The organism is Streptomyces coeruleorubidus, from assembly GCF_008705135.1.
GTDB classification, from domain to species: Bacteria; Actinomycetota; Actinomycetes; order Streptomycetales; family Streptomycetaceae; genus Streptomyces; species Streptomyces coeruleofuscus.
In genome coordinates this window covers 2,613,026-2,636,292 of the sequence record NZ_CP023694.1, presented here as the reverse complement: position 1 = coordinate 2,636,292, position 23,267 = coordinate 2,613,026, and the positions used below count along the sequence as shown (strand labels likewise).

25 protein-coding genes and 1 riboswitch are annotated in these 23,267 nt (G+C 71.5%); of the genes, 15 read left to right on the top strand and 10 right to left on the bottom strand.

The genetic code is table 11. The features are described from left to right. The first annotated feature begins 76 nt into the window (after nucleotides 1-76). Both CP976_RS12260 and CP976_RS12255 read left to right on the top strand, forming a co-directional pair. On the top strand, nucleotides 77-1,030 hold the full coding sequence (locus CP976_RS12260; protein WP_020272969.1) for an ROK family glucokinase: 954 nt from the start codon (nucleotides 77-79) through the stop codon (nucleotides 1,028-1,030). Between the two features lie 110 nt (nucleotides 1,031-1,140). Continuing rightward, complete coding sequence (locus CP976_RS12255) at nucleotides 1,141-1,887, top strand: endonuclease/exonuclease/phosphatase family protein (RefSeq protein WP_150480383.1); 747 nt, start codon at nucleotides 1,141-1,143, stop codon at nucleotides 1,885-1,887. On the opposite strand, the gene CP976_RS12250 is transcribed toward CP976_RS12255, so the two are convergent. Together CP976_RS12250 and CP976_RS12245 are read right to left on the bottom strand one after the other, a co-directional pair. Then, nucleotides 1,884-2,525 carry a hypothetical protein gene (locus CP976_RS12250; RefSeq protein WP_150480382.1) on the bottom strand — a complete coding sequence of 214 codons (642 nt, stop codon included), beginning with the start codon at nucleotides 2,523-2,525 and terminating at the stop codon, nucleotides 1,884-1,886. The two genes, CP976_RS12255 and CP976_RS12250, sit on opposite strands and share 4 nt — an antisense overlap. Beyond that, the gene (locus CP976_RS12245) at nucleotides 2,518-3,315 is read right to left on the bottom strand and encodes an alpha/beta hydrolase (RefSeq protein ID WP_150480381.1); all 798 of its coding nucleotides are present in this window, start codon (nucleotides 3,313-3,315) and stop codon (nucleotides 2,518-2,520) included. Before CP976_RS12245 ends, CP976_RS12250 begins: the two co-directional genes overlap by 8 nt. A 202-nt stretch (nucleotides 3,316-3,517) precedes the next feature. Between CP976_RS12245 and CP976_RS12240 the strand changes: the two genes are divergently transcribed. Genes CP976_RS12240 through CP976_RS12225 form a run of 4 tightly spaced genes read left to right on the top strand, consistent with a single transcriptional unit; the run spans nucleotide 3,518 to nucleotide 7,332 of the window. Further along, a complete protein-coding gene (locus CP976_RS12240) occupies nucleotides 3,518-4,309 on the top strand; it encodes a lysophospholipid acyltransferase family protein (RefSeq protein WP_150485320.1) in 792 nt (263 codons plus the stop codon). 28 nt (nucleotides 4,310-4,337) lie between these two features. After that, entirely contained in the window at nucleotides 4,338-5,564 is a 1,227-nt protein-coding gene (macS, locus tag CP976_RS12235; RefSeq protein WP_150480380.1) for a MacS family sensor histidine kinase, read from the top strand. Further along, nucleotides 5,561-6,250 carry a response regulator gene (locus tag CP976_RS12230; RefSeq protein ID WP_150480379.1) on the top strand — a complete coding sequence of 230 codons (690 nt, stop codon included), beginning with the start codon at nucleotides 5,561-5,563 and terminating at the stop codon, nucleotides 6,248-6,250. The genes macS and CP976_RS12230 overlap by 4 nt, the downstream gene beginning before the upstream one ends. A gap of 53 nt (nucleotides 6,251-6,303) precedes the next feature. Next, a complete protein-coding gene (locus CP976_RS12225) occupies nucleotides 6,304-7,332 on the top strand; it encodes a 6-phosphofructokinase (protein ID WP_150480378.1) in 1,029 nt (342 codons plus the stop codon). A gap of 53 nt (nucleotides 7,333-7,385) precedes the next feature. Here CP976_RS12225 and CP976_RS12220 read toward each other — a convergent pair whose 3' ends face one another. Together CP976_RS12220 and CP976_RS44655 are read right to left on the bottom strand one after the other, a co-directional pair. Next, nucleotides 7,386-9,251, bottom strand: a complete 1,866-nt coding sequence (locus tag CP976_RS12220) for an anthranilate synthase family protein (RefSeq protein WP_150480377.1) — start codon at nucleotides 9,249-9,251, stop codon at nucleotides 7,386-7,388. A 114-nt stretch (nucleotides 9,252-9,365) separates the two neighbouring features. Next, the gene (locus tag CP976_RS44655; protein WP_082319877.1) at nucleotides 9,366-9,422 is read right to left on the bottom strand and encodes a trp operon leader peptide; all 57 of its coding nucleotides are present in this window, start codon (nucleotides 9,420-9,422) and stop codon (nucleotides 9,366-9,368) included. A 110-nt stretch (nucleotides 9,423-9,532) separates the two neighbouring features. Between CP976_RS44655 and CP976_RS12210 the strand changes: the two genes are divergently transcribed. Next, nucleotides 9,533-10,885: a class II 3-deoxy-7-phosphoheptulonate synthase gene (locus CP976_RS12210; protein WP_086601386.1), complete on the top strand. Its 1,353-nt coding sequence runs from the start codon at nucleotides 9,533-9,535 to the stop codon at nucleotides 10,883-10,885. A 149-nt stretch (nucleotides 10,886-11,034) separates the two neighbouring features. Then, nucleotides 11,035-11,268, top strand: coding sequence for a (2Fe-2S)-binding protein (locus tag CP976_RS12205; RefSeq protein WP_086855271.1), 234 nt, complete (start codon nucleotides 11,035-11,037; stop codon nucleotides 11,266-11,268). Nucleotides 11,269-11,326: 58 nt separating this feature from the next. Here CP976_RS12205 and bfr read toward each other — a convergent pair whose 3' ends face one another. Then, a complete protein-coding gene (bfr, locus tag CP976_RS12200) occupies nucleotides 11,327-11,803 on the bottom strand; it encodes a bacterioferritin (protein WP_086855270.1) in 477 nt (158 codons plus the stop codon). Nucleotides 11,804-11,977: 174 nt separating this feature from the next. Between bfr and CP976_RS12195 the strand changes: the two genes are divergently transcribed. Further along, the gene (locus CP976_RS12195; protein WP_150480375.1) at nucleotides 11,978-12,628 is read left to right on the top strand and encodes a sulfite oxidase-like oxidoreductase; all 651 of its coding nucleotides are present in this window, start codon (nucleotides 11,978-11,980) and stop codon (nucleotides 12,626-12,628) included. A 17-nt stretch (nucleotides 12,629-12,645) separates the two neighbouring features. Here CP976_RS12195 and CP976_RS12190 read toward each other — a convergent pair whose 3' ends face one another. The 5 genes from CP976_RS12190 to thiO all read right to left on the bottom strand — a co-directional run bounded on the left by CP976_RS12190 (nucleotide 12,646) and on the right by thiO (nucleotide 17,873). Further along, nucleotides 12,646-13,524 carry a deoxyribonuclease IV gene (locus CP976_RS12190; protein WP_086855268.1) on the bottom strand — a complete coding sequence of 293 codons (879 nt, stop codon included), beginning with the start codon at nucleotides 13,522-13,524 and terminating at the stop codon, nucleotides 12,646-12,648. Nucleotides 13,525-13,582: 58 nt separating this feature from the next. Beyond that, nucleotides 13,583-15,517: a Stk1 family PASTA domain-containing Ser/Thr kinase gene (gene pknB / locus CP976_RS12185; protein ID WP_167537328.1), complete on the bottom strand. Its 1,935-nt coding sequence runs from the start codon at nucleotides 15,515-15,517 to the stop codon at nucleotides 13,583-13,585. A 189-nt stretch (nucleotides 15,518-15,706) separates the two neighbouring features. Then, nucleotides 15,707-16,504, bottom strand: coding sequence for a thiazole synthase (locus CP976_RS12180; RefSeq protein WP_150480374.1), 798 nt, complete (start codon nucleotides 16,502-16,504; stop codon nucleotides 15,707-15,709). 2 nt (nucleotides 16,505-16,506) lie between these two features. Continuing rightward, nucleotides 16,507-16,707, bottom strand: coding sequence for a sulfur carrier protein ThiS (gene thiS / locus CP976_RS12175; protein WP_150480373.1), 201 nt, complete (start codon nucleotides 16,705-16,707; stop codon nucleotides 16,507-16,509). Next, nucleotides 16,704-17,873, bottom strand: coding sequence for a glycine oxidase ThiO (thiO, locus tag CP976_RS12170; protein WP_150480372.1), 1,170 nt, complete (start codon nucleotides 17,871-17,873; stop codon nucleotides 16,704-16,706). The genes thiS and thiO overlap by 4 nt, the downstream gene beginning before the upstream one ends. Then, a riboswitch (TPP riboswitch) is annotated at nucleotides 17,871-17,982 on the bottom strand. Its footprint overlaps the gene before it by 3 nt. 55 nt (nucleotides 17,983-18,037) lie before the next feature. On the opposite strand from thiO, the gene CP976_RS12165 reads away from it, so the two are divergent. From CP976_RS12165 to CP976_RS12140, 6 genes are all read left to right on the top strand, one after another. Then, nucleotides 18,038-18,388: an avidin-fold protein gene (locus CP976_RS12165; protein WP_150480371.1), complete on the top strand. Its 351-nt coding sequence runs from the start codon at nucleotides 18,038-18,040 to the stop codon at nucleotides 18,386-18,388. A gap of 32 nt (nucleotides 18,389-18,420) precedes the next feature. Further along, on the top strand, nucleotides 18,421-19,662 hold the full coding sequence (locus CP976_RS12160) for an NAD(P)/FAD-dependent oxidoreductase (protein WP_190146945.1): 1,242 nt from the start codon (nucleotides 18,421-18,423) through the stop codon (nucleotides 19,660-19,662). A 77-nt stretch (nucleotides 19,663-19,739) separates the two neighbouring features. Then, the gene (locus tag CP976_RS12155) at nucleotides 19,740-20,105 is read left to right on the top strand and encodes an Rv2175c family DNA-binding protein (protein WP_053671919.1); all 366 of its coding nucleotides are present in this window, start codon (nucleotides 19,740-19,742) and stop codon (nucleotides 20,103-20,105) included. 442 nt (nucleotides 20,106-20,547) lie between these two features. Then, nucleotides 20,548-21,207 carry a thiamine phosphate synthase gene (thiE, locus tag CP976_RS12150; RefSeq protein WP_150480370.1) on the top strand — a complete coding sequence of 220 codons (660 nt, stop codon included), beginning with the start codon at nucleotides 20,548-20,550 and terminating at the stop codon, nucleotides 21,205-21,207. A 96-nt stretch (nucleotides 21,208-21,303) separates the two neighbouring features. Continuing rightward, complete coding sequence (gene metF, locus CP976_RS12145; protein ID WP_059423235.1) at nucleotides 21,304-22,227, top strand: methylenetetrahydrofolate reductase [NAD(P)H]; 924 nt, start codon at nucleotides 21,304-21,306, stop codon at nucleotides 22,225-22,227. Nucleotides 22,228-22,283: 56 nt separating this feature from the next. Continuing rightward, nucleotides 22,284-23,234 (top strand): SCO2102 family sporulation regulator, encoded by a 951-nt coding sequence (locus CP976_RS12140; protein ID WP_150480369.1) that lies wholly within the window; start codon nucleotides 22,284-22,286, stop codon nucleotides 23,232-23,234. Nucleotides 23,235-23,267: the final 33 nt, after the last annotated feature.

The following is a 23,267-nucleotide window of genomic DNA, read 5'->3' as shown; positions in this document are numbered from 1 at the left end:
GCGGACGACAGCGAACCCGACGGCGTGCCTCGGGTACCGTTGGCCGTAGCGGGGCTCGACCGAAACTGAGGGATTCATGGGACTCACCATCGGCGTCGACATCGGCGGCACGAAGATCGCGGCCGGCGTGGTCGATGAGGAAGGCAACATCCTCTCGACCCACAAGGTGCCGACCCCGGGCACGCCTGAGGGCATCGTGGACGCCATCGCCTCGGCGGTGGAAGGCGCACGCGTCGGGCACGACATCGTCGGCGTGGGCATCGGCGCGGCCGGATATGTGAACCGGCAGCGTTCCGAGGTCTACTTCGCGCCCAACATCCACTGGCGCAACGAGCCGCTCAAGGAGAAGGTCGAGGCCCGCGTGGGCCTCCCGGTGGTCGTCGAGAACGACGCGAACGCCGCGGCGTGGGGCGAGTACAAGTTCGGCGCGGGCAAGGGCCACCGCAACGTCATCTGCATCACGCTCGGCACCGGCCTCGGCGGCGGCATCATCATCGGCAACAAGCTGCGCCGCGGGCACTTCGGCGTGGCCGCCGAGTTCGGCCACATCCGCATGGTGCCGGACGGCCTGCTGTGCGGCTGCGGCTCACAGGGCTGCTGGGAGCAGTACGCGTCGGGACGGGCGCTCGTGAGGTACGCCAAGCAGCGCGCCAACGCCACCCCCGAGAACGCCGAGATCCTCCTCGGCCTCGGCAACGGCACGCCCGACGGCATCGAGGGCAAGCACATCTCCATGGCCGCCCGCCAGGGCGACCGCGTGGCCGTCGACTCCTACCGCGAACTGGCCCGCTGGGTCGGCGCGGGCCTCGCCGACCTCGCCTCCCTCTTCGACCCCTCCGCCTTCATCGTGGGCGGCGGCCTCTCCGACGAGGGCGAACTGGTCCTGGGCCCGATCCGCAAGTCCTACAAGCGCTGGCTGGTCGGCGGCAACTGGCGCCCGGTGGCCGAGGTCCGCGCCGCGGAACTGGGCAACAAGGCCGGCCTGGTGGGAGCAGCGGACCTGGCGAGGGAACCCGACCCGATCATGTAACGCCCTGCTTTTGGCCTTTAAGGGGCGCGGGGAACTGCGCGATCAGCCACATACGACCGGCACTCGCGCACAATCCCCGCGCCCCGAGCCATTGGGCGTAAATTGATCACATGCCCCTGCTCCCCAACTCCCGTACCGAACCCGACGGTTCCGCGGTCATCAGGGTCCTCAGCTACAACATCCGCTCGATGCGGGACGACACCGACGCCCTGGCCCGTGTCATCCGCGCTTGCGAACCCGACCTGGTCCTGATCCAAGAAGCCCCCCGCTTCTTCCGCTGGCGCAAGAAACTCGCCCGTCTGGCCCGCGAATCCGACCTGGTCGTCGTCACCGGGGGCGCCACCACCACAGGCCCGGCGATCCTCAGCTCGCTCCGGGCGAGCGTCGAACGCACGGAGGACGTCCTCCTGCCCCACACCCCCGGCCTGCACCGCCGCGGCTTCGCCACCGCGGTCGTCCGCTTCGCCGGCACCCGCCTCGGCGTCCTGAGCTGTCACCTGTCGCTCCAGAAGGACGAGCGCTACGACCAGGCCGGCATGCTCCTGGACCGGCTCGCCGGCATGGGCGTGGAGCACATGATCGCCGGCGGCGACCTGAACGAACGCCCCGACGGCCCCGCCTTCCGCCGGCTCACCGGCACCCTGACCGACTGCCGAGCCGCGTCCCCCTGGGGCGGCGAGCACACCTGGACCCCCGCCGACCCCTACCAGCGCATCGACGCGATCTTCGCGACCGAGGGCATCGAGGTGCTGGGCTGTGGGGTGCCGTTCGAGCACCCCGGAGTGACCGACACAGACCTGAGGGCGGCCACGGACCACCTTCCGGTCCTGGCCGCCCTCAGAGTGCCGGCTTCCTAGACGACCGCACCCCGCCCGGGATCGTCGTCCTCCTCGTCATCCGTCCGCATCCGCATCACCAGCGTCGCGAACCCGCCGACGAACCCGCCGATCCCCAGCGTGGCCAGCCACCACGTCATCTCCCAGCCGAGCAGCACGGCGAGCAGGAGCAGCACCGGCCCGCCCAGTACGCCGAGCCAGGCGAACTTCGCGGTGGGGTCGGCGGACGGCAGCGGGGGCGGCTCCGGCGGCACGAAATGCCCCTCGTCGTCCTCGTCGAAGTCGTCCTCGGTGGCCTCGGGCGCGGAGTAGTCGCGCGGGCCGACGCCGGGTGCGAAGGAGACGGAGCCGCCCAGCGGTCTGGCGGGCTTGTCCGGCTTGTCGCCGGTGCCCTTCGGCTCCGGCCCGTCCGGCTCGCCGGGCTTCCCGGCCTCCACGGGGGCCGACGCGGCGTCCCCGGCCGTGTCCACCCGGTCGTCGTTGGTCGGAGACTCCAGCAGCGCCAGGTCCTCGATCGACTTGAACGGCTTGGCGCCCGGCGGGTCCGGCGGCTCGTCGCCGTACCCGGCGACGATCGCCGCCCAGGCGGCCTCCTCGTCGAACGGGACGCCCTTCTCGTCCGGCTCGCGGCCCTCGCGGTCGGAGTCGTGCTCAGCCACCTGCGGTCGTCCCTTCCTTGCCGAGACCGGGCTCGTTGCCGAGGCCGGACGCGAGCCGGCCGATGAACGCGGTGCTCTCCGCGAAGATCCGGTCCGCGTCATGGTCCAACGTGGCGACGTGGTAGCTCTGTTCCAGGAGGACCTCTTTCACGTCGGTCGACGAGATGCGGCTGAGGACACGGGCCGAGTCGGCGGGCGGCACCACATGGTCCTGCGGGCTGCGCAGCAGCAGCACCGGCTGGGTGACCTGCGGCAGCTCGCCGTCGACGATCCGGAAGAACTGCCGCAGGGAGTGCGCGGCGTGCAGCGGCACCCGGTCGTAGCCGAGCTCCCTGCTGTCCGGCTTGGCGATGTCGCTGGCGATGCCCTTCGTCGCGGGGACGAGGTGGCGGACCACCGGCAGGGCGTGCGCGGCCAGGCCGTGCACCTTGTTCGCCGGGTTGACGACCACCACGCCGCTGACGGCGTCGCCGTGCTTCGCGGCCAGCCGCAGGGCCAGGGCGCCGCCCATGGACAGACCGGCCACGAACACCTGCTCGCGGCGCTCGCACAGCAGGCGCAGCTCGCGGTCCACCTCCGCGTACCAGTCCTGCCAGCCGGTCATCCGCAGGTCCTCCCAGCGCGTGCCGTGCCCGGGCAGCAGCGGCAGCGAGACGGTCAGGCCGCGTGCGGCGAGATGCTCCGCCCAGGGGCGCAGCGACTGCGGTGAACCGGTGAAGCCGTGGCAGAGGAGTACGGCGGTCTCCCCGCCCTCGTGGCGAAATGGCTCGGCTCCGGCAAGGACCGGCACCTTCGGCCTCCTGGTCGTGAGAAGGGACTGACACGATCACGGATTGTCACGGAACGTCATGGCAGGGGTCGCACGGCGTTCGCGGGACCTTCACCGTACGCGACGGCACTGACACCGACCAGGGCCGTCGGCGCCTTTGACAGCGCGCCGGGTTAAGGTCTGATCGACACATACAGGAGGCACTCGGTTGTTGTACGGCGCGATGAAGGTCGCTGTTGGGGGACCGCTGAAGGTCGCCTTCAGGCCATGGGTGGAAGGCCTGGAGAACGTTCCCGCAGACGGCCCCGCGATCCTGGCGAGCAACCACCTCTCCTTCTCGGACTCGTTCTTCCTGCCCGCGGTCCTGGACCGCAAGGTCACGTTCATCGCGAAGGCCGAGTACTTCACCACGCCCGGGGTGAAGGGCCGGTTGACGGCCGCCTTCTTCAAGGGAGTCGGGCAGCTTCCGGTGGACCGCTCCGGTGCGCGCGGCGCGGGTGAGGCCGCCATCAAGAGCGGCATCGAGGTGCTGGAGCGCGGCGAGCTGTTCGGTATCTACCCGGAGGGGACGCGCTCGCCCGACGGGCGGCTCTACCGCGGCAAGCCGGGCGGCCTCGCGCGCGTGGCGCTCGCGACCGGTGCGCCCGTCATCCCCGTCGCCATGATCGACACGGAGAAGATCCAGCCGCCCGGCAAGGTCATGCCGAAGCTGATGCGCCCCGGCATCCGGATCGGCAAGCCCCTGGACTTCAGCCGCTACCAGGGCATGGAGCACGACCGCTTCGTGCTGCGCGCGGTGACCGACGAAGTCATGTACGAGATCATGAAGCTCTCCGGCCAGGAGTACGTCGACATGTACGCGACGGCCATGAAGCGTCAGCTCGCGGAGGCGGCGAAGGCGGAGAAGGAAGCCGAGAAGGCGGCGAAGGCCGCGCTCGTACGGGCGGAGAAGGAACAGGCGGAGAAGGAAAAGTCCGAGCAGGAAAAGCCGGAGCGGCGGCGGACCGAGCCCTAGTCGGGGGTTCGAGCCAGGGGTGGGGGAGATGGCCAAGCGCGAGCGGGTCCTGAGGATGTCGGTCGAGCAGCCGCTGTGGCGCGCGCTGACCGCCTACCGGGTGCTCACGATGCTGTACGCGGTCGGCCTGTTCGCCACCGCCTACGAGGAGTTCACCCGGCCCTGGGTGGCCGTCGGCTACTACGCCGTGCTGGGCGTGTGGACCCTGGCCACACTGCCCCGGGTCGCGAACGCCGCCCGCTGCACCAAGCGGTTCCTCGCCGCCGACCTCACCGTCGCCGTCACCGGCATCCTGCTCACGCCCGTCGCCGACGCCCACGAGCGGGTCCAGGCGGGCGGCCCGACGCTGCCGTCGATATGGACCGCCGGTGCCGTCCTCGCCTTCGCCATCAAGGGCGGCTGGCGCTGGGCGGCCCTCGCCTCCAGCCTCGTGGCCGTCGCCAACCTGATCGAGCGCGGCAGCCCGGCCCGCGACACCGTCCACAACGTCATCCTGGTCTGCATCGCCTCCATCGCCATCGGCTACGTCGTCGAGGTCGCCCGCGCCTCCGAGCGCACCCTCGCCCGCGCCCTGGAGATCGAGGCCGCGACACGGGAGCGGGAGCGCCTGGCCCGGGACATCCACGACAGCGTGCTCCAGGTGCTGGCGATGGTGCAGCGGCGCGGCGCGGTGATCGGCGGCGAGGCGGCCGAGCTGGGCCGGATGGCCGGCGACCAGGAGGTCGCCCTGCGCACCCTGGTCTCCGGCGGACTGGTGCCCGTCTCCCGGGTCTCGGAGGACGCCGCCGAGGGAGCCGTCGTCCGGGCCGTCGACGAGCAGCCGGAGGAGAGCGGCCCCGTCGACCTGCGCGCCCTGCTCGCGCCGTACGCCGGCGCCAAGGTCAGCCTCGCCGAGCCGGGCGCGCCCGTGCCGCTGGCGCCGGTCGCCGCCCGGGAGGTGGCCGCCGCCGTCGGGGCGGCGCTGGACAACGTCCGCAAGCACGCCGGGGAGCAGGCGCGCGCGTGGATCCTCGTCGAGGACGAGCCGGACGAGGTGATCGTCACCGTACGGGACGACGGACCCGGCATCCCGGAGGGGCGGCTCGCCCAGGCCGAGGGCGAGGGGCGGCTCGGCGTCGCCCTGTCGATCCGCGGCCGGCTGCGCGACCTCGGCGGCAGCGCGGAGCTGATCTCGGTGCCGGGCCAGGGCACGGAGGTCGAGTTGAAGGTACCGAAGGACGTGACGAACGTACGGGGGAAGGCGGAGCGGCGATGACGGAGACCACGGAGGACCGGCGGGACCCGATCAAGGTCATGGTGGTCGACGACCACCCCATGTGGCGTGACGCGGTCGCCCGTGACCTGGCCGAGTCGGGCTTCGAGGTGGTGGCCACCGCGGGCGACGGCGAGCAGGCCGTGCGCCGCGCCAAGGCCGCCGCGCCCGAGGTGCTCGTGCTCGACCTGAACCTGCCCGGCAAGCCCGGCGTCCAGGTCTGCAAGGAGGTCGTCGCCGCCGACCCGTCGCTGCGCGTCCTGGTGCTGTCCGCGAGCGGGGAGCACGCCGACGTCCTGGAGGCGGTGAAGTCCGGCGCGACCGGCTATCTGCTGAAGTCGGCCTCCACCGAGGAACTCCAGGACGCGGTCCGCCGCACGGCCGTCGGCGACCCGGTCTTCACCCCCGGCCTCGCCGGGCTGGTCCTCGGCGAGTACCGCCGCCTGGCCTCCGAACCCGCCCCCGCCCAGGACACCGACGAACCGAAGGCACCCCGGCTCACCGACCGCGAGACCGAGGTGCTGCGCCTCGTCGCCAAGGGCCTGAGCTACAAGCAGATCGCCGAACGCCTGGTCATCTCCCACCGCACGGTGCAGAACCACGTCCAGAACACCCTCGGCAAGCTCCAGTTGCACAACCGCGTGGAACTCGTGCGGTACGCGATAGAGCGCGGCCTCGACGACGAGTGAGGCGCACGTCACACTGACCCTTCGTCAGGCACCTGCGGCGAAGGGACTGTTCCATGCGCGTCGGAGTACTGACCGGAGGCGGCGACTGCCCCGGCCTCAACGCCGTCATCCGGGCCATCGTCCGCAAGGGCGTGCAGGAGTACGGCTACGACTTCACCGGCTTCCGGGACGGCTGGCGAGGGCCCTTGGAAAACGACACCGTCCGTCTCGACATCCCCGCCGTGCGCGGCATCCTGCCCCGCGGCGGCACCATCCTCGGCTCCTCGCGGACCAACCCGCTGAAGGAGCGGAACGGCATCCGCCGGATCAAGGAGAACCTCGCCGAACTGGAGGTCGAGGCGCTGATCGTCATCGGCGGCGAGGACACCCTGGGCGTGGCCGCCCGGCTGTCCGGCGAGTACGACGTGCCCTGTGTGGGCGTTCCGAAGACGATCGACAACGACCTGTCCGCCACCGACTACACCTTCGGCTTCGACACCGCGGTCGGCATCGCCACCGAGGCCATCGACCGGCTGCACACGACCGCCGAGTCCCACATGCGGGTCCTGGTCTGCGAGGTCATGGGCCGGCACGCCGGCTGGATCGCCCTCCACTCCGGCCTGGCCGGCGGCGCGAACGTCATCCTCATCCCCGAGCAGCGCTTCGACGTCGAGCAGGTGTGTGCCTGGGTGACCTCTCGCTTCCGGGCGTCGTACGCGCCGATCGTCGTCGTCGCGGAAGGAGCCATGCCCAAGGACGGCGACATGGTCCTCAAGGACCAGACGCTGGACTCCTTCGGGCACGTCCGCCTGTCGGGTGTCGGCGAGTGGCTCGCCAAGGAGATCGAGAAGCGCACGGGCAAGGAGGCCCGCACGACGGTCCTGGGCCACGTCCAGCGCGGCGGCACCCCCAGCGCCTTCGACCGCTGGCTCGCCACCCGCTTCGGCCTGCACGCCATCGACTGCGTCCGCGACGGCGACTTCGGCACGATGGTCGCCCTGCGCGGCACCGACATCGTCCGCGTCCCCATCGCGGACGCGACGGCCAGCCTGAAGACGGTGGACCCGAAGCTGTACGAGGAGGTCGGGGTGTTCTTCGGCTGACGGACTGTCCGGCTCGGACGCCGGCCGGGCCGAGCGGCCCGACCGGCCCCGTGCTACGCCGTGTGCGTGCTCGTGCCCCGCAGCTGCCCCACCAGGTCCCGCACGACCGCCGCGCCGCCCAGCGTGAGCACGGACTCCGGGTGGAACTGCACCCCGGCGAATCCGGGCCCCCGCAACGCGTGCACCTCCCCGTTCGCGGCGCGGCTGACCTCCACGCCGTGCGCGGCCAGCTCCTGACGGGCCGCTTCGTCGCAGCGCGCCACGAAGCTGTTGTAGAAGCCGACCGTCTCCGGCCGCCCGAACAGGTCGATCGTCGTCTGCGCCCCCTGGTACGGCACGTCCTTCCGTACGATCTCCAGCCCCAGCTCGGCCGCGATCAGCTCGTGCCCGAGGCAGACGCCGAGCACGCCGTGCGGATGATCACGGATGACCTCGGCGGTGAGGTTCCGCAGGATGCGCATCTTGGGGTCGGTCAGGTCCGAGGGATCACCGGGGCCCGGGCCCAGGACCACCGGCCCCTCGTGCGCGAGCACCGCCTCGCGGAGCCCGTCCTCGTCGTACCGCCGGACGGTCACCTCCAGCCCGCCCGACCGCAGCACATGGGCGAGCATCGCCGTGAAGGTGTCCTCGCCGTCGACGACGAGGGCGTGTCCGGTGAGCTCCTCGGACGGCTCCTGCATCCGCAGCCAGAACGGCGCGAGGGAGGACCGCCGCCCGTCGAGCGCGGCCTGCACGCGTGGGTCGTCGGCCAGTCGCGGCCGTACGGACTCCTCGCGCGGCCGTCCCGGCCGGACGCCCAGCGCCGTCAGCACACCCGCCGCCTTCGCGTGCGTCTCCGCGACCTCGCCCGCCGGGTCGGATCCGCGCACCAGCGTGGCGCCCACCGGCACCCGCAGCCGGCCGCCGGTGTCGATGTCGGCGGTGCGGATGAGGATGGGGGAGTCGAGGGTCTGGGCACCGCCCGAGTCCCGGCCGAGGAGGGCCAGCGCCCCGGCGTAGTACCCGCGCCCGCCGACCTCGTGCCGCTCGATGACCCGGCAGGCGTTCTGCACCGGCGAGCCCGTGACGGTCGCCGCGAACATGGTCTCCTTCAGGACCTCCCGCACGTCCAGCGAGGACTTCCCGCGCAGCTCGTACTCGGTGTGCGCGAGGTGTGCCATCTCCTTCAGCCGGGGTCCGACGACGACCCCGCCCCTGTCGCCGACGGTGCACATCATCTTGAGCTCCTCGTCGACGACCATCGACAGCTCCTCGATCTCCTTGCCGTCGGCGAGGAAGTCCAGCAGGTGCTCGGGGGTCGGCCCGCCGGCGGGGTAGCGGTACGTGCCGCTGATCGGGTTCATGACGACCGTGCCGCCGGACATCCGGACGTGCACCTCCGGGCTCGCCCCGACCAGCGTCCGGTCGCCGGTGTGCACGACGAACGTCCAGTACGCGCCCCGCTCGCCCTCCAGCAGCCGCCGGAACAGCGCCAGCGCGTCGGCCCGGTCGAACCCGGGGATCTCGCCCTCGTACGTCCGCCGGATCACGAAGTTCGCGCCCTCGCCCCGGCCGATCTCCTCCCGCAGCACGCGCCCGACGATCTCCCCGTACTCCTCGTCACCGACGTCGAAGCCACCGCCCTCTACGCGCACGTCGTGCGCCGGGAGCTGCTCCAGGGCGTCGGTGAGCGGAACGCCGTACGACTCCTCGGGCGTCAGCACCGTCAGCGGAGTGCCGTCGTCGCGGACGTCGAAGCCGCGCTCGCGGATCTGCCGGAAGGGGACGAGCGCCAAGCCCTCGTCGGGGAGGTCGGCGAGGCGGTCGTGCGTGGTGACCGGGCCGACGAGGACCTCGATCAGTCCCTGGTCGTGGCCCGGGGTGCGGCGGCGCAGCAGGGCGAACGGGCGGGGGTCGTCCAGCAAGCCGAGCAGATTCATGGGTCCGTGCTCCTTCTCCGAGGATCCGGTGGGATGTCGGTGGAGAGGAACGACCCCGGGAAACGCCGAAGGCCGCCCCTCGGGCGGCCTTCGCGAAGTCTGTCGTACGCGCAGTCAGTGGGCCGCCGGATGAGCGGTCCACCACCAGGTCTGGATCGAGTGCGCGAACATGGCAGGCACCCTACCCCATGTCCGAGACCCCATGTCCGAGTCGTGTACCCCGTGTCTCAATTGCTGGGCATGGGCCAGGACGCCCGACACGACCCCGTAATGTTGAGGTCGTGACCGTGAACGCTAAGACCAGCGCGAGTGCTGGCAACACCTGGCGAGACCTGCCCGCGGCGCAGCAGCCCGAGTACCCCGACACCGAGGCTCTGCGCGCAGTCGTTGCGGACCTCGAGTCGTATCCGCCGCTCGTCTTCGCGGGCGAGTGCGACCAGCTGCGCGCCCGGATGGCGGCCGTCGCCAAGGGAGAGGCGTTCCTCCTCCAGGGCGGCGACTGCGCCGAGGCCTTCGACGCGGTGTCCGCGGACCAGATCCGCAACAAGCTCAAGACGCTGCTCCAGATGGGCGCCGTGCTGACGTACGCCGCGTCCGTGCCCGTGGTGAAGGTCGGCCGGATCGCCGGTCAGTACTCCAAGCCGCGCTCCAAGCCGACCGAGACCCGCGACGGCGTGACGCTGCCGACCTACCGCGGCGACTCCGTCAACGGCTTCGACTTCACCGAAGAGGCCCGGATCCCGGACCCCGAGCGGCTGAAGCGCATGTACCACGCCTCGGCCTCCACGCTGAACCTGGTGCGCGCCTTCACCACCGGCGGCTACGCCGACCTGCGCCAGGTGCACGCCTGGAACCAGGACTTCGTGAAGTCGTCCCCGTCGGGGCAGCGCTACGAGCAGCTCGCCCGCGAGATCGACAACGCGCTGAACTTCATGCACGCCTGCGGGGCCGACCCGGAGGAGTTCAAGACGGTCGAGTTCTACTCCTCGCACGAGGCGCTGCTGCTCGACTACGAGTCCGCCCTCACCCGGGTCGACTCGCGCACCGGGCAGCTGTACGACGTCTCCGCGCACATGGTGTGGATCGGTGAGCGCACCCGGCAGCTGGACCACGCGCACGTCGAGTTCGCCTCGCGGATCCGCAACCCGATCGGCATCAAGCTGGGTCCGACGACCACGGCCGAGGACGCGCTGCAGTACATCGAGCGCCTCGACCCGGAGCGGGAGCCGGGCCGGCTGACCTTCATCGTCCGCATGGGCGCCGACAAGGTCCGCGACAAGCTTCCGGAGCTGGTCGAGAAGGTCACCGCCTCGGGCGCCACCGTCGCCTGGGTGACCGACCCGATGCACGGCAACACCTTCGAGGCGGCCTCCGGGCACAAGACCCGTCGCTTCGACGACGTGCTCGACGAGGTCAAGGGCTTCTTCGAGGTCCACAAGGCCCTCGGCACCCACCCGGGCGGCATTCACGTGGAGCTGACCGGCGACGACGTCACCGAGTGCGTCGGCGGCGGCGACGAGATCTTCGTCGACGATCTGCACCAGCGCTACGAGACGGCCTGCGACCCGCGGCTCAACCGCAGCCAGTCGCTGGACCTGGCGTTCCTCGTGGCCGAGATGTACAGGGACCAGTAGCGGTTTCGCCTGTTACCCCGACAACGACTGGGGCGCGGATCACATACGATCCGCGCCCCAGTCGACTTTTGCGTCTCCGACCCGGCGGGTAAGGTTAGGTTAGCCTCACCGATCAACGGGGACGGCGCCATGGAACGACCTGTCGGGAGGTGGACCGCGTGTACGTGTGCAGTTGCTTCGGGATCACCGAGCAGCAGGTCAAGAAGCACGCGGACGGCGGCGCCTGCACCCCTCGGCAGATAGCCTCCGCATGCAAGGCGGGCACGGACTGCGGGTCGTGCGTACGTCGCATCCAGGCCATCCTGGGCAGGGGTGCGTGCCCTCGCCGTGACCTGGCCGACCAGGGCCAGCCGGTGCTCGCGGAGCTGGAGGACGCCGCCTAGGGCGTGCCGGGCGTCGCGGGGCAGGCGGGACTTTGCGGACACGCCCTAGGGGCCCGCCCTAGCTCGGCTGCTCGATCTGCTGCGCGAGGTACAGCGCCTCGCCGAGCTTGTCGATGAGCTCCAGTTGCGTGTCCAGGTAGTCGATGTGGTGCTCCTCGTCCTCCAGGATCGACTCGAAGAGGTTCGCGGACGTGATGTCGCCCTTGCTGCGCATCACCTCGATACCGCGCTTGAGGCGGTCGATCGCCTCGACCTCCACCTGGCGGTCGGCCTGGAACATCTCCGTGACCGTCTGGCCGACCCGCACGTGGAAGAGCCGCTGGTAGTTGGGCAGGCCGTCCAGCATGAGAATGCGTTCGGTGATCTTGTCCGCGTGCTTCATCTCGTCGATGGATTCTTCACGCGTGTACTTGGCGAGCTTGGTCCAGCCCTTGTTGTCCTGGATCCGGTAGTGCAGCCAGTACTGGTTGATCGCCGTCAGCTCGCCGGTCAACTGCTCGTTCAGGAATTCGAGAACCTCGGGGTCGCCCTGCATCGCAGAGGCTCCTTCCACGCGGGGGAACTGGCAGGTTGCGCCGCATGATTCCACCGGCGACGAAGATCGTCCAGTAAGTCTTCACTTACTAAGTAAGGGCATGCTTAGTTCCCATTGCCCTTTTTGGGGTGGCCCCGGTCGGGGGCATCACCCGGGGTCTGTCAGGATGGAGTCATGGGTCAGCCGGTGGGACACGAATCGGGAGAAGGGCGCGATCCGGCAGGAGCGACGCAGCCCGGGCTTCCGCCGGGACAGCGGGTGCAGCGCGGCTGGCCGGTCACTCACTACGGGCCCGTCCCCAAATTCCGTCCCGAGCGCTGGGAGTTCAGGGTCTTCGGCGCCACGGCGGACGGCGGCAAGCACTGCTGGACCCACGAGGAGTTCACGGCCCTGCCGTACACCACCGTCGTGGCCGATCTGCACTGCGTCACGAAGTTCAGCATGCTGGGTGCCGAGTGGGGTGGCATCCCCGCGCGCACGATCCTCGACATCGCTCCACCCGCGGACGACGTCACCCATGTGATGGTGTGGGCCGAGTACGGATTCAGCTCCAACCTCCGGCTGTCCGACTTCGCCTCCGAGCACGCCCTGTTCGCCACCCACAAGGACGGCGAGCTGCTCACCGCCGAGCACGGCTTCCCGCTGCGCCTCGTCGTGCCCCACCTGTACGCCTGGAAGGGCCCCAAATGGGTGCGCGGTGTGGAGTACATGACCGCCGACCGGCGTGGTTTCTGGGAGGAGCGTGGCTACCACAACGTCGGCGACCCCTGGCGGGAGCAGCGCTACTCCTATCAGGAGGAACCCGGGGACGGCCCCGACCTCTGAGGCCTCCGCAGCGGCTTTCAGCAGTCGCGCAGTTTCTTCAGCCGCTCCACGTCCGCCGCGTGCCCTTCCTTGCCGCCCGGCGTCTCGATGATCAGCGGCACGCCCTCGGTCGCGGGGTGCGTCATCAGGGCCCGGAACGGGTCCTCGCCGATGTGGCCCACGCCGATGTTCTCGTGCCGGTCCTTGTGCGCGCCCACCACGTCCTTGGAGTCGTTGGCGTGGATCAGCTTCAGCCGGCCCTCGCCGACCGTGTCCACCAGCAGGTCCAGCGTCTGGTGCATGCCGCTGGGGCCCGTCAGGTCGTGCCCGGCGGCGAAGACATGGCAGGTGTCCAGGCACACGCCCAGCTTCGGATGGGCGTCCAGCGCCTCGAAGTACGGGCCGAAGTCCCACGTCCGTGAGCACAGGGAGGCGCCCTGGCCGGCGGTCGACTCCAGCAGCAGATACGGGTCGTCGTCGTGGGTCAGCTCGTCGAGCAGCGGCAGCAGATGCTCCCGCACCTGTTTCAGCGCCACGGACCGCTCCCGGCCGCCGGTCGCGCTGCCGGTGTGCACGACCACGCCCAGTGCCCCGATCGCCCGCCCGCGGCGCAGCGAGTGCCGCAGCGACTCCACGGACCGCTCCACGGTCGCCTCGGTGTGCGAGCCGAAGTTGATCAGGTAGGGGGCGTGGACGTACGCCGGGATCGACTCGGCCTCGCACGCGGCACGGAACGCCTCGTCCTGCTTCGGATTTCCGGCCGGAGTGGCCCAGCCGCGCGGGTTGGCGACGAAGACCTGGACGGTCTCGGCCTTCAGGTCACGGGCGTAGGACAGGCCGACGGAGTGGAGCCCACCGGCCACGGGGACGTGGCCGCCCACGGGGTTGCGGGAGGGGCCGGACAGCTGATTGTTCACCCGTTCAGGGTGTCATGCGTCCGGCCCTGTCCCGGTCGGGGGCTCCCCGCCCGGTCCCTCACCTGATCTTGATCGTGATCGTCGAGCCCTTGGGCGCGGTCTCGCCGCCCTTCACGGACTGGTCCTTCACCGTGTCGCCGAACAGGCCGAGCAGGCCGCGGTCCTCCTCGACCTGGAACCCGGCGCTCTCCAGCTCCCGCGTGGCGTCGTCGACACTGGCGCCGACCACGTCCGGGACCTCGATCATCTCGGGCCCCTTGGAGACCGTCAGCGTCACCGTGTCGCCCTCGGCCGCCCGGCCGCCCGGGCTCGGGCTCTGCTCGGCGACCTGGCCCTTGTCGAATTCGGAGGAGGTGACCCGCTCGGCGGCGACCTTCACCTCGAGGCCGGCGTCCTCCAGCTCCGACCGCGCGTCGGCCAGGTCCGAGCCGGTGACGTCGGGGATGTCGATGGGGCTGCCCTTGCTGACGACGAGCGCCACGGCCGTGCCCGTGCGCACCTTCGTGCCGTCCGCCGGCCGCGCGGAGATCACCGAGCCCTTGGGCACGTCCTCGCTGAACTGCCGGGTGACCATGCCCGGCTCCAGCCCGTCCTGCTTCAGCAGGGACCGCGCCTTGTCCAGCCGCTGGCCCGCCAGGGCGGGCACCCGCACGTTCCGGGGGCCGTCGGAGATGGTGAGGGACACCGCGTCGTTGCCGCGGATGCGCGTCCCGGCCTTCGGGTCGCTGCTGATGACCGTGCCGCGCTCCACGGTGTCGCTGTAGGCGTGCTCGACCTTGCCGAGCTCCAGCCCCGCGTCCGCCAGCCGGTCCTCGGCCTGCGCCTGGGTCTTCGCCAGGAGCGGGGGCACCTCGGTGAACTGGCCCGAGTTGATGTACCAGATGCCGGTGCCGAGACCGAGTACGAGCAGGACGGCGACGACGATCGCCATCGGGCCGCGCCGGGGCCCCGAGCGGCGCCGGGACGGCGGGGGCGGCGGGGACTCGAAGCGGCTGGTGCGGTTGAGCGCGGCCGCGGAGACCTCCTCGTCCTCGTTGACGGGCAGCGGGCGCGGCGTGGCCGGCGCCCGCGGGATCACGCTCGTACGGTCGTCGGTGTTGTCGTGGTCCGCGGCGAGCGCCTGCGGCGGCACCGCGTCCAGCTGCTCCACGGCCAGCCGGCCGCGCCCGTCGCGGACCTGCGCGAGCAGCGCCACCGCGTCGTGCGGGCGGATCTCCGGGGTGCGGGCGGTCGCGGAGGCCACCATCTCGTCCAGCTCGTACGCCAGACCGGGCACGGCGGCCGAGGGCGGCGGGACGTCCTCGTGCAGGTGCTTGTAGAGGATCACGGCCGGGGAGTCGCCGTCGTGCGGCTTGTCGCCGGTCAGCATCTCGTACAGCATCACTCCGCACGCGTACACGTCGACGCGGGGGTCGGCGGTGCCGTTCTCTATCTGCTCGGGAGCGAGGTACGAGACCGTGCCGAGCACGGTGCCGGTGGTGTTCGTCACCGTGTCCACGGCCCGTACGAGCCCGAAGTCGGCGACCTTGACCCGGCCGTCATCCCCTATCAGGACGTTCTCGGGCTTCATGTCCCGGTGCACGAACCCGGCGCGGTGCGCGGCGCCCAGCGCGGCCAGCACCGGCTCCAGGATGTCCAGGGCGGCACGCGGCTGAAGGGCCCCGCGCTCGCGCAGCACGTCCCGCAGGGTGCAGCCCGCGACGTACTCCATGGCGAGGTAGACGTAACTGCCGTCGGTGCCCTGGTCGAAGACCTGCACCACGTTCGGGTGAGCCAGCCGGGCCACCGACTTCGCCTCGCGGATGAACCGCTCGACGAAGGAGCCGTCGACCGCGAGCGAGGGGTGCATCACCTTGAGCGCGAGGACCCGGTCGAGCCGGGTGTCCACGGCCCGGTAGACCGTGGCCATCCCGCCGACCGCGATCCGCGCGTCGACGCGATACCGGCCGTCGAGCACCTGCCCGACCAAGGGGTCCTGAAGGGTCGTGTCCACGCAGGCGAGTGTACGAGCCACGACTGACAGCTCCGTCCCCCCGTCAGTTTCGGGGCGCGACTGAAGCGGACCTGTGACGTGCGTCCACTTAGCTGCGGGCAGTCGTGCCGCTTGGGGCGGCACGGGTGGGCGCAGCGGCACCCCGCACCGCCGGGCTGCGGACCCACCCGCCCTCAGCGACAACGCCGGTCACTGAAAAGCAGGCCGCTCAGGATCCAGCACGGCCCTGCCCTCAGCCGGTGAAGACGCCTCCGCGAAATGCCGCCGAGGAATACGCCCAGCCCGATAAGCCAACCTCCCCGCCTCCACCGCGTTCCTCATGGCGGCAGCCATCAGCACCGGCTCCCGCGCCCGCGTCACCGCCGAGGCGAGCATCACACCCGCACACCCCAGCTCCATCGCCAACGCCGCATCCGACGCCGTACCGGCCCCCGCGTCGAGAATCACCGGCACGCGCGCGTGCTCGACGATCAGCTGGAAGTTGTGCGGATTGCGGATGCCCAGCCCGGAGCCGATCGGCGAACCGAGCGGCATGATCGCCGCGCAGCCGACGTCCTCCAGCTTCCGCGCGAGCACGGGGTCGTCGTTGGTGTACGGCAACACCGTGAACCCGTCGTCGACCAGCGTCTCGGCCGCCTCCAGCAGTTCGATCGGATCCGGCAGCAGGGTCCGCTCGTCGGCGATGACCTCCAGCTTGATCAGGTCCGTGCCGAGGGCCTCGCGCGCGAGGCGGGCGGTGAGGACGGCCTCGCCGGCGGTGAAGCAGCCCGCCGTGTTGGGCAGGACGCGGATGCCGAGCTTGTCCAGGACGGACAGCACCGAGCCGTGCACCGAGGCGTTCACCCGGCGCATCGCGACCGTCGTCAGCTCCGTCCCGGACGCGACCAGCGACCGCTCCAGCACATCGAGGCTCGGGGCCCCGCCCGTACCCATGATCAGGCGGGACGTGAAGGACGTACCAGCGAGGACGAACGGATCGTCGGCCATGATCAGCCTCCTTGGACGGCGGTCAGGACTTCCACGCGGTCCCCCTCGGCCAGGGGGGTGGACGGCCACTGCGCGCGCGGGACGACGGTTTCGTTGAGGGCGGCGGCCACGCCGGACGGCGAGGTGGTGAGCGACCTCACGACGGTGTCGAGAGCCGTGCCGGGCCGGACGTCCCGGGGCTCCCCGTTGACGGAGATGTTCATGCGGACTGCTCCGTGAGTGCGGTGGCGGTGCTGAACCGCTTCGGCGTGAAGGGGCGGGCCTCCTCGGGGAGCTCACCCGTCGCCAGGGCGTGTGCCATGGCGTCGCCGGTGACCGGCGTGAGCAGGACGCCGTTGCGGTAGTGCCCGGTGGCCAGCAGCAGTCCCTCCAGCCCGGTCGGGCCGAGCAGCGGGGCGTTGTCGGGGGAGCCGGGCCGCAGTCCGGCACGGGTCTCGGTGAGCGGCAGCTCGGTGAGGCCCGGGACCAGTTCGTGCGCGTCGCGCAGCAGCTCGTACACGCCGCCCGCGGTCACGGTGGTGTCCCAGCCCAGCTCCTCGCTGGTCGCCCCGACGACCAGCTCGCCGCTCTCGCGCGGCACCAGGTAGACGTGGCTGCCGCGGACGACCGCGCGCACCGTCCGGCTCAGGAACGGCCCGTGCCGCCGCGGCATGGTCAGCCGTACGACCTGCCCCTTCACCGGCCGCACGGGCGGCAGCACGTCCTCCGGGACGCCCGCCAGCCGCCCGCTGAGGCTTCCCCCGGCCAGCACGACCTGACCGGCGTCCAGCGCGGTGCCGTCGTCCGTGACGACGCCCGTGGCCCGGTCCCGTACGACGGTGAGCCGCTCGGCCCACACCCGGTGGAAGACCACACCGGCCCGCTCGCACGCGGCGACCAGCGCCCCGGCCAGCCGCCGCGGGTCGATCTGGTGATCGCCGTCGACCCGCAGCCCGCCGCGCACACCGGGCGCGAGCATCGGCTCCAGGCGCCGGCACTCCCGCCCCGACAGCCACTGGGACTCCAGGCCCGACTGCTGCTGCAAGGTGTGCAGTTCGCGCAGATGGGCCCGGTCGTCGGCGTCCAGGGCCACGGCGAGCGTGCCGCACCGGCGGTAGCCGAGGTCGTGGCCCGTCTGCTCGGTGAGCTCGGCCGCGAAGTCCGGATAGCGCCGGGCGGAGGCGAGATTCAGACCGAGCAGGGTCTGCTCGCCGTAGTGCAGCTCCGTGACGGCGGCCAGCATCCCGGCCGCCACCTGTGCGGCTCCGCCGCCCGGCCCCGGGTCCACCACAGCCGTGGCGAGCCCGCGCTGCGCGGCCCGCCACGCGGTGACCAGGCCGATGATCCCGCCCCCGATGACGAGGACGTCTGACGTTCGCGTACGCGACATGGGCGTCCAGCCCCTCCCTTCGCCGGCATGACCCGGATCAGGTTCGTACGGTCGGAGGCCGCCAGCCTCCCTCTCAGCCCGGTGCGTCCGGGCTCCCGCGAGTGCCTTACGTTGGCCACCCACCCTAGCCCGATGCCATATGCCGCAGTAAGGGAGCCACCGCCATGGCCCGATCCCTCGACGGTCTCGTCCTCGCCCCGGTCGCCGACCAGGCACCGGGCCAGGTCGGGACCCGCACCCGGTTCACGTACCACGAGAAGGACGGCGAGATCTGGGCCGAGTACACGGGCGGAGACGTCGTACGCGGACATCTCGTGGGAACCCGGGAGGGCGACAGACTGGACTTCCGCTACGTACAGCTCAAGGAGGACGGAACCACGTCCTCCGGGCACTGCGTGTCGACGGTCGTGGAACTGCCCGACGGGCGGGTGCGGCTGGAGGAGAGCTGGGAGTGGGAGTCCCAGGCGGGCAGCGGGACGAGCGTTGTGGAGCAGGTCACTGCGCATGAGCACTGACTGACAAAATGTCAGTTGTCTATGGTGATCAGGTGAGCGAGCAGACGCAGGAACCAGGTTCGTCCGCGCCGCGGCGCGTGGTCGTGGCGGGCGCGGGCATGGCCGGTGTGCAGACCGCGGTCGCCCTGCGCGAGCAGGGCTTCACCGGCACCGTGAGCCTGATCGGCGCCGAGCCCCACCAGCCGTACGACCGGCCTCCCTTGTCCAAGGCCGTCCTGCTCGGCAAGGCCGAGGGCTCCGCCTTCGACGTCGACTTCGAGGCCCTGGGCATCGAGCTGCGGCTCGGCTGCGAGGTGCGGGGCCTGCGGCCCGGCGACCACGAACTGGACACCGAGGACGGGCCCGTGCCGTACGACGTCCTGGTCGTCGCGACCGGTGCCGAACCGATCCGGCTGCCCGGGGCGGAGGGCGTGCCGGGCGTGCATCTGCTGCGCACCCTGGACGACGCCGAGCGGCTGCGGCCGGTGCTGGCCCGCCGGCAGGACATCGTGGTCGTCGGCGCGGGCTGGATCGGTGCGGAGTTCGCGACTGCGGCGCGCGAGGCGGGCTGCGCGGTGACCGTCGTGGAGGCCGCCGAGCGGCCGCTCGCCGGGGCGTTGCCCGCCGAGGTCGCCGCGCCGATGGCCGGCTGGTACGCCGACGCGGGTGCCGTCCTGCGGACGCACGCGCGCGTGGAGCGTGTGGAACCCGGCACGGTGGTTCTCGACGACGGCTCGCGGCTGCCCGCGGGCGCGGTCGTCGTCGGCATCGGCGCCCGTCCGGCCACGGCCTGGCTGTCCGGCTCCGGGGTCGAGCTGGGCGCGCACGGCGAGATCGTGGCCGACCAGCACCTGCGTTCGTCGGCGCCCGACGTGTACGCGGTCGGTGACTGCGCCTCCTTCCCCTCCGGCCGGTACGGCGAGCGCCTGCTGGTGCACCACTGGGACAACGCCCTCCAGGGGCCGCGCACGGTCGCCGTGAACATCGTCGGCCGGGCGTCGGGGGAGACCCCGGCGGTGTACGACCCCGTGCCGTACTTCTGGTCCGAGCAGTTCGGGCGGTTCGTGCAGTACGCCGGTCATCACGCGGCCGCCGACATGACCCTGTGGCGGGGCGACCCGGCCGGACCGGCCTGGACGGTCTGCTGGCTGCGAGGCGACCGGCTGGTCGCGCTGCTGGCGGTGGGACGTCCCCGGGACCTGGCGCAGGGCCGCCGCCTGATCGAGTCGGGCACGCCGATGAATCCGGCGTTGCTGGCGGACCCGGCGAGGCCGTTGAAGGCGGCGACGGCGTAGCTCGCGAGGAGCGTGTGTCCGCCCAGGTGGGCGGGCCCGACTTCCGACTGTCAGTGGGGGATGGCAGGCTGGTTTCCGTGACCGAGATTGACGCAAAGATCGATGCTCTCGTCCCTGCCTGGCTCACCCTCCCCGACATCGCCGAACAGCTCGGCGTCGAGGTGACGCGCGTGCGGCAGCTGGTCAAGGAGGGCCAGCTCATCGCCGTACGCCGTGGTGAGAACCGCGCACTGCACGTCCCCGCGGCCTTCATCGACGGGGACAAGGTCGTCAAGGGCCTGTCCGGGACCCTGACGCTCCTGCGGGACGACGGCTTCACGGACGAAGAGATGCTGGAGTGGCTCTTCACCCCCGACCCGAGCCTGCCCGGTACGCCGGCACAGGCGCTCAGCGAGAATCGCGGCACGGAGGTGAAGCGCCGAGCCCAGGCGCTCGCGGTCTGACCCGACCTCGACCAAAACAACCGTCCGGTGCCGTACGAGTGGGACCGGACTGAACAACGCCCGGTGTGCGGGCCGGGGCCCGTCGGGCCCCGGCCACGGGCCGGCTCGCGCCCGGCCGGGACGTGCGCAGCCTGCGGCGGGCCGTGCGGGACCCCGGGCGGGGCCCGCACGGGAGCATCCACCGGAGCGGTGCGCTCCTGCGCCCCGGCCGCATGCGCGTGCCGTGCGCCAGAGGTGCCGCACCTGCCCGTCCGCCACGGTCACGGGCGACCTGATGTCCCGCTCGTAACCGCCACCGGTACGGGGCGCGCGCCACCATGGGCGCACCCGTGCCTCCCCGTCGCCGGGTGTACCCGCATCCGTACGCTCAGGGGTGTACCCGTGCGCCGCCAGGCGGCGCACCCCGCGCACCCGTACACCACCGCCAACCAGGGGGACCCGCATGGCCGCCACCACCGCCACCACCGCCCGCGCCCAGCTCGCCGACGCCCGGGTCTACCTCTGCACCGACGCGCGCAAGCGGCAGGGCGATCTCGTGGAGTTCCTGGACGCCGTGCTGGCGGGCGGCGTCGACATCGTGCAGTTGCGGGACAAGGGCATGGAAGCGGCCGAAGAGCTGGAGCACCTGGCCGTCTTCGCCGACGCCTGCGCCCGGCACGGCAAGCTGCTCGCGGTCAACGACCGCGCGGACGTCGCCCACGCCGCCGGCTCCGACGTACTGCACCTCGGCCAGGGCGACCTCCCCGTCCCCGCGGCCCGCGCGATCCTCGGCGACGACGTCCTGATCGGCCGCTCCACGCACGCCGAGTCCGAGGCCGCCGCGGCCGCCGTCCAGGACGGCGTGGACTACTTCTGCACCGGCCCCTGCTGGCCCACCCCCACCAAGCCCGGCCGCCACGCCCCCGGCCTGGACCTCGTCCGGTACACCGCCGCCCTCGGCACCGACCGGCCCTGGTTCGCCATCGGCGGCATCGACCTCGGCAATCTCGACCAGGTCCTGGAAGCGGGAGCCCGGCGCGCCGTCGTCGTACGGGCGATCACCGAAGCCGACGACCCGGGCGCGGCGGCGGCCGAGTTCGCGAAGAGGCTGCGGGGGAACTAGTACGCCGGGTGTCCAAGGGGTGGACAACAAGTACACAAATCGGTCAAATGTCCATGCCCGGTTGGGGGACCGACCGCCCCTGGCTAACCTGCCGGTATGGCCCTCGGCACCGCATCCATCAGGTCGGACCACGCGCGCACCGTCCGCGACATGCTCGCGACCGGCAAAACGACGTATTCGTTCGAGTTCTACGCCCCGAAGACACCGAAGGGCGAGCGGAACCTGTGGAACGCGCTGCGCCGGGTCGAGGCCGTGGCGCCCGACTTCGTCTCCGTGACCTACGGCGCGGGCGGTTCCACCCGCGCGGGCACGGTCAAGGCGACCGAGGCGATCGCCTCCGACACCACCCTCACGCCCATCGCCCACCTCACGGCGGTCGACCACTCGGTGGCCGACCTGCGCAACATCATCGGCCAGTACGCCGACGCCGGGATCCGCAACATGCTCGCCCTGCGCGGCGACCCGCCCGGTGACCCGATGGGCGAGTGGGTGCCGCACCCCCGGGGCCTGGCCTACGCCGCCGAACTCGTCGAACTGATCAAGGCGTCCGGCGACTTCTGCGTCGGCGTCGCCGCCTTCCCGGCGATGCACCCGCGCTCCACCGACTGGGACACCGACGTCCGCCACTTCGTCGACAAGTGCCGCGCGGGCGCGGACTACGCCATCACGCAGATGTTCTTCCACCCGGAGGACTACCTCCGGCTGCGCGACCGGGTCTCGGCCGCCGGCTGTGACACCCCGATCATCCCCGAGGTCATGCCGATCGCCAGCGCGCGGTCGCTGGAGCGCATCCCGTCCCTCACCAACGCCGCGTTCCCGGCCGCCCTGAAAGAGCGGATCCTCACAGCAAAAGACGATCCGGCCGCTGTACGCTCCATTGGTATCGAATTCGCCACGGAGTTCTGTGCGCGGCTGCTCGCCGAGGGAGTGCCCGGCTTGCACTTCATCACGCTCAACAACTCCACGGCGACGCTGGAAATCTACGAGAACCTTGGCCTGCACCACCGACCGCAGGCCTAGACCGTTCGCACCGGTATACGACACACTGCGTAACGGCGACTGGGAGAGGGGCGTACATGGGCTGGGCGGTCCTCTACATCGCGTTCGGCATCGTCGCGCTGTGGCTGCTGGGCGAGGTGCTGTTGCAGTACAAGGCGCGGCTGCGCTGGCGGCTGCTGGCCTTCGTCGGGTTCCTCGGCGTCGTCGTCGGTGTACTGATCCCGTCCGTCGTCGTGATCGGACTGGGCGCGGCCGCCTTCGCGGTCGGCCAGACGTACGTCACCCTGTCGTTCCGCAGCGGATTCTCGGCCGGCTGGGCGATGAACGCGCCGGTGCTGGGCGGCAGCAAGCGCCGCCGCGGTGAGCGCGGCCGCCAGGAGCCGACCCTCGAGGTCTCCGGCCTGGAGACGGCCGGCGGCGGCTACGGCGACGAGGGCGCCGACTACCGCCGCGACGCCAGTGCCCCCGCCTACGGCCAGGACGACGACTACGACCGCGACGACGTCTTCACCCCGTCGCGTCCCGTCCACCCGACGGCCGCCGAGACCACCGCCGTCTACGAGCCGCAGCCCGTGCCCGACGACACCGGCTCCTACGGCGTGTACGGCGACACCGGCTACCAGCCGGGCCAGACCCACGACCAGTACGCCGCCACGGCCCAGGGCACCGACCAGACCTACGGCTATGACTACTCGGGCTACGGCCAGCAGCAGGGCTACGACGCCACGGACCAGCAGCAGTACGCCGCCTACTCGGACCCGTACATCGGCACGCCGACCTACGGCGGCGCCTCGTACGACACCTCCTACGGCGACCAGCAGTACTACCCCCAGCAGGGCTACGGCCAGGACCAGTACACCGGCACCCACGGCGGCGAGACCCCGCCGGGCGATGTGTGGGTCCCGCAGCAGCGCACCACCGACGAGTACGGCCAGGAGCTGCCGCCGGAGCAGCAGCCGTACCCGTACCAGGGCAACGGGCAGCAGCAGGCGCCCGGGAACGGTTTCGACGAGCAGTACCGCTTCTGACGAGCAGTACCGTTCTGAAGCCTGGACGCCGCT

What these genes read in the sequence shown, in the direction of transcription:
- macS (WP_150480380.1), top strand. Translation starts at nt 4,338, where the DNA reads ATGGCCAAGCGCGAGCGGGTCCTGAGGATGTCGGTCGAGCAGCCGCTG.
- CP976_RS12225 (WP_150480378.1), top strand. Translation starts at nt 6,304, where the DNA reads ATGCGCGTCGGAGTACTGACCGGAGGCGGCGACTGCCCCGGCCTCAAC.
- CP976_RS12230 (WP_150480379.1), top strand. Translation starts at nt 5,561, where the DNA reads ATGACGGAGACCACGGAGGACCGGCGGGACCCGATCAAGGTCATGGTG.
- CP976_RS12140 (WP_150480369.1), top strand. Translation starts at nt 22,284, where the DNA reads ATGGGCTGGGCGGTCCTCTACATCGCGTTCGGCATCGTCGCGCTGTGG.
- bfr (WP_086855270.1), bottom strand. Translation starts at nt 11,803, where the DNA reads ATGCAGGGCGACCCCGAGGTTCTCGAATTCCTGAACGAGCAGTTGACC.
- CP976_RS12180 (WP_150480374.1), bottom strand. Translation starts at nt 16,504, where the DNA reads ATGGCCGACGATCCGTTCGTCCTCGCTGGTACGTCCTTCACGTCCCGC.
- thiO (WP_150480372.1), bottom strand. Translation starts at nt 17,873, where the DNA reads ATGTCGCGTACGCGAACGTCAGACGTCCTCGTCATCGGGGGCGGGATC.
- thiE (WP_150480370.1), top strand. Translation starts at nt 20,548, where the DNA reads ATGGCCGCCACCACCGCCACCACCGCCCGCGCCCAGCTCGCCGACGCC.
- CP976_RS12165 (WP_150480371.1), top strand. Translation starts at nt 18,038, where the DNA reads ATGGCCCGATCCCTCGACGGTCTCGTCCTCGCCCCGGTCGCCGACCAG.
- CP976_RS12220 (WP_150480377.1), bottom strand. Translation starts at nt 9,251, where the DNA reads ATGAATCTGCTCGGCTTGCTGGACGACCCCCGCCCGTTCGCCCTGCTG.
- CP976_RS12260 (WP_020272969.1), top strand. Translation starts at nt 77, where the DNA reads ATGGGACTCACCATCGGCGTCGACATCGGCGGCACGAAGATCGCGGCC.
- thiS (WP_150480373.1), bottom strand. Translation starts at nt 16,707, where the DNA reads ATGAACATCTCCGTCAACGGGGAGCCCCGGGACGTCCGGCCCGGCACG.
- CP976_RS12255 (WP_150480383.1), top strand. Translation starts at nt 1,141, where the DNA reads ATGCCCCTGCTCCCCAACTCCCGTACCGAACCCGACGGTTCCGCGGTC.
- metF (WP_059423235.1), top strand. Translation starts at nt 21,304, where the DNA reads ATGGCCCTCGGCACCGCATCCATCAGGTCGGACCACGCGCGCACCGTC.
- CP976_RS12195 (WP_150480375.1), top strand. Translation starts at nt 11,978, where the DNA reads ATGGGTCAGCCGGTGGGACACGAATCGGGAGAAGGGCGCGATCCGGCA.
- CP976_RS12240 (WP_150485320.1), top strand. Translation starts at nt 3,518, where the DNA reads ATGAAGGTCGCTGTTGGGGGACCGCTGAAGGTCGCCTTCAGGCCATGG.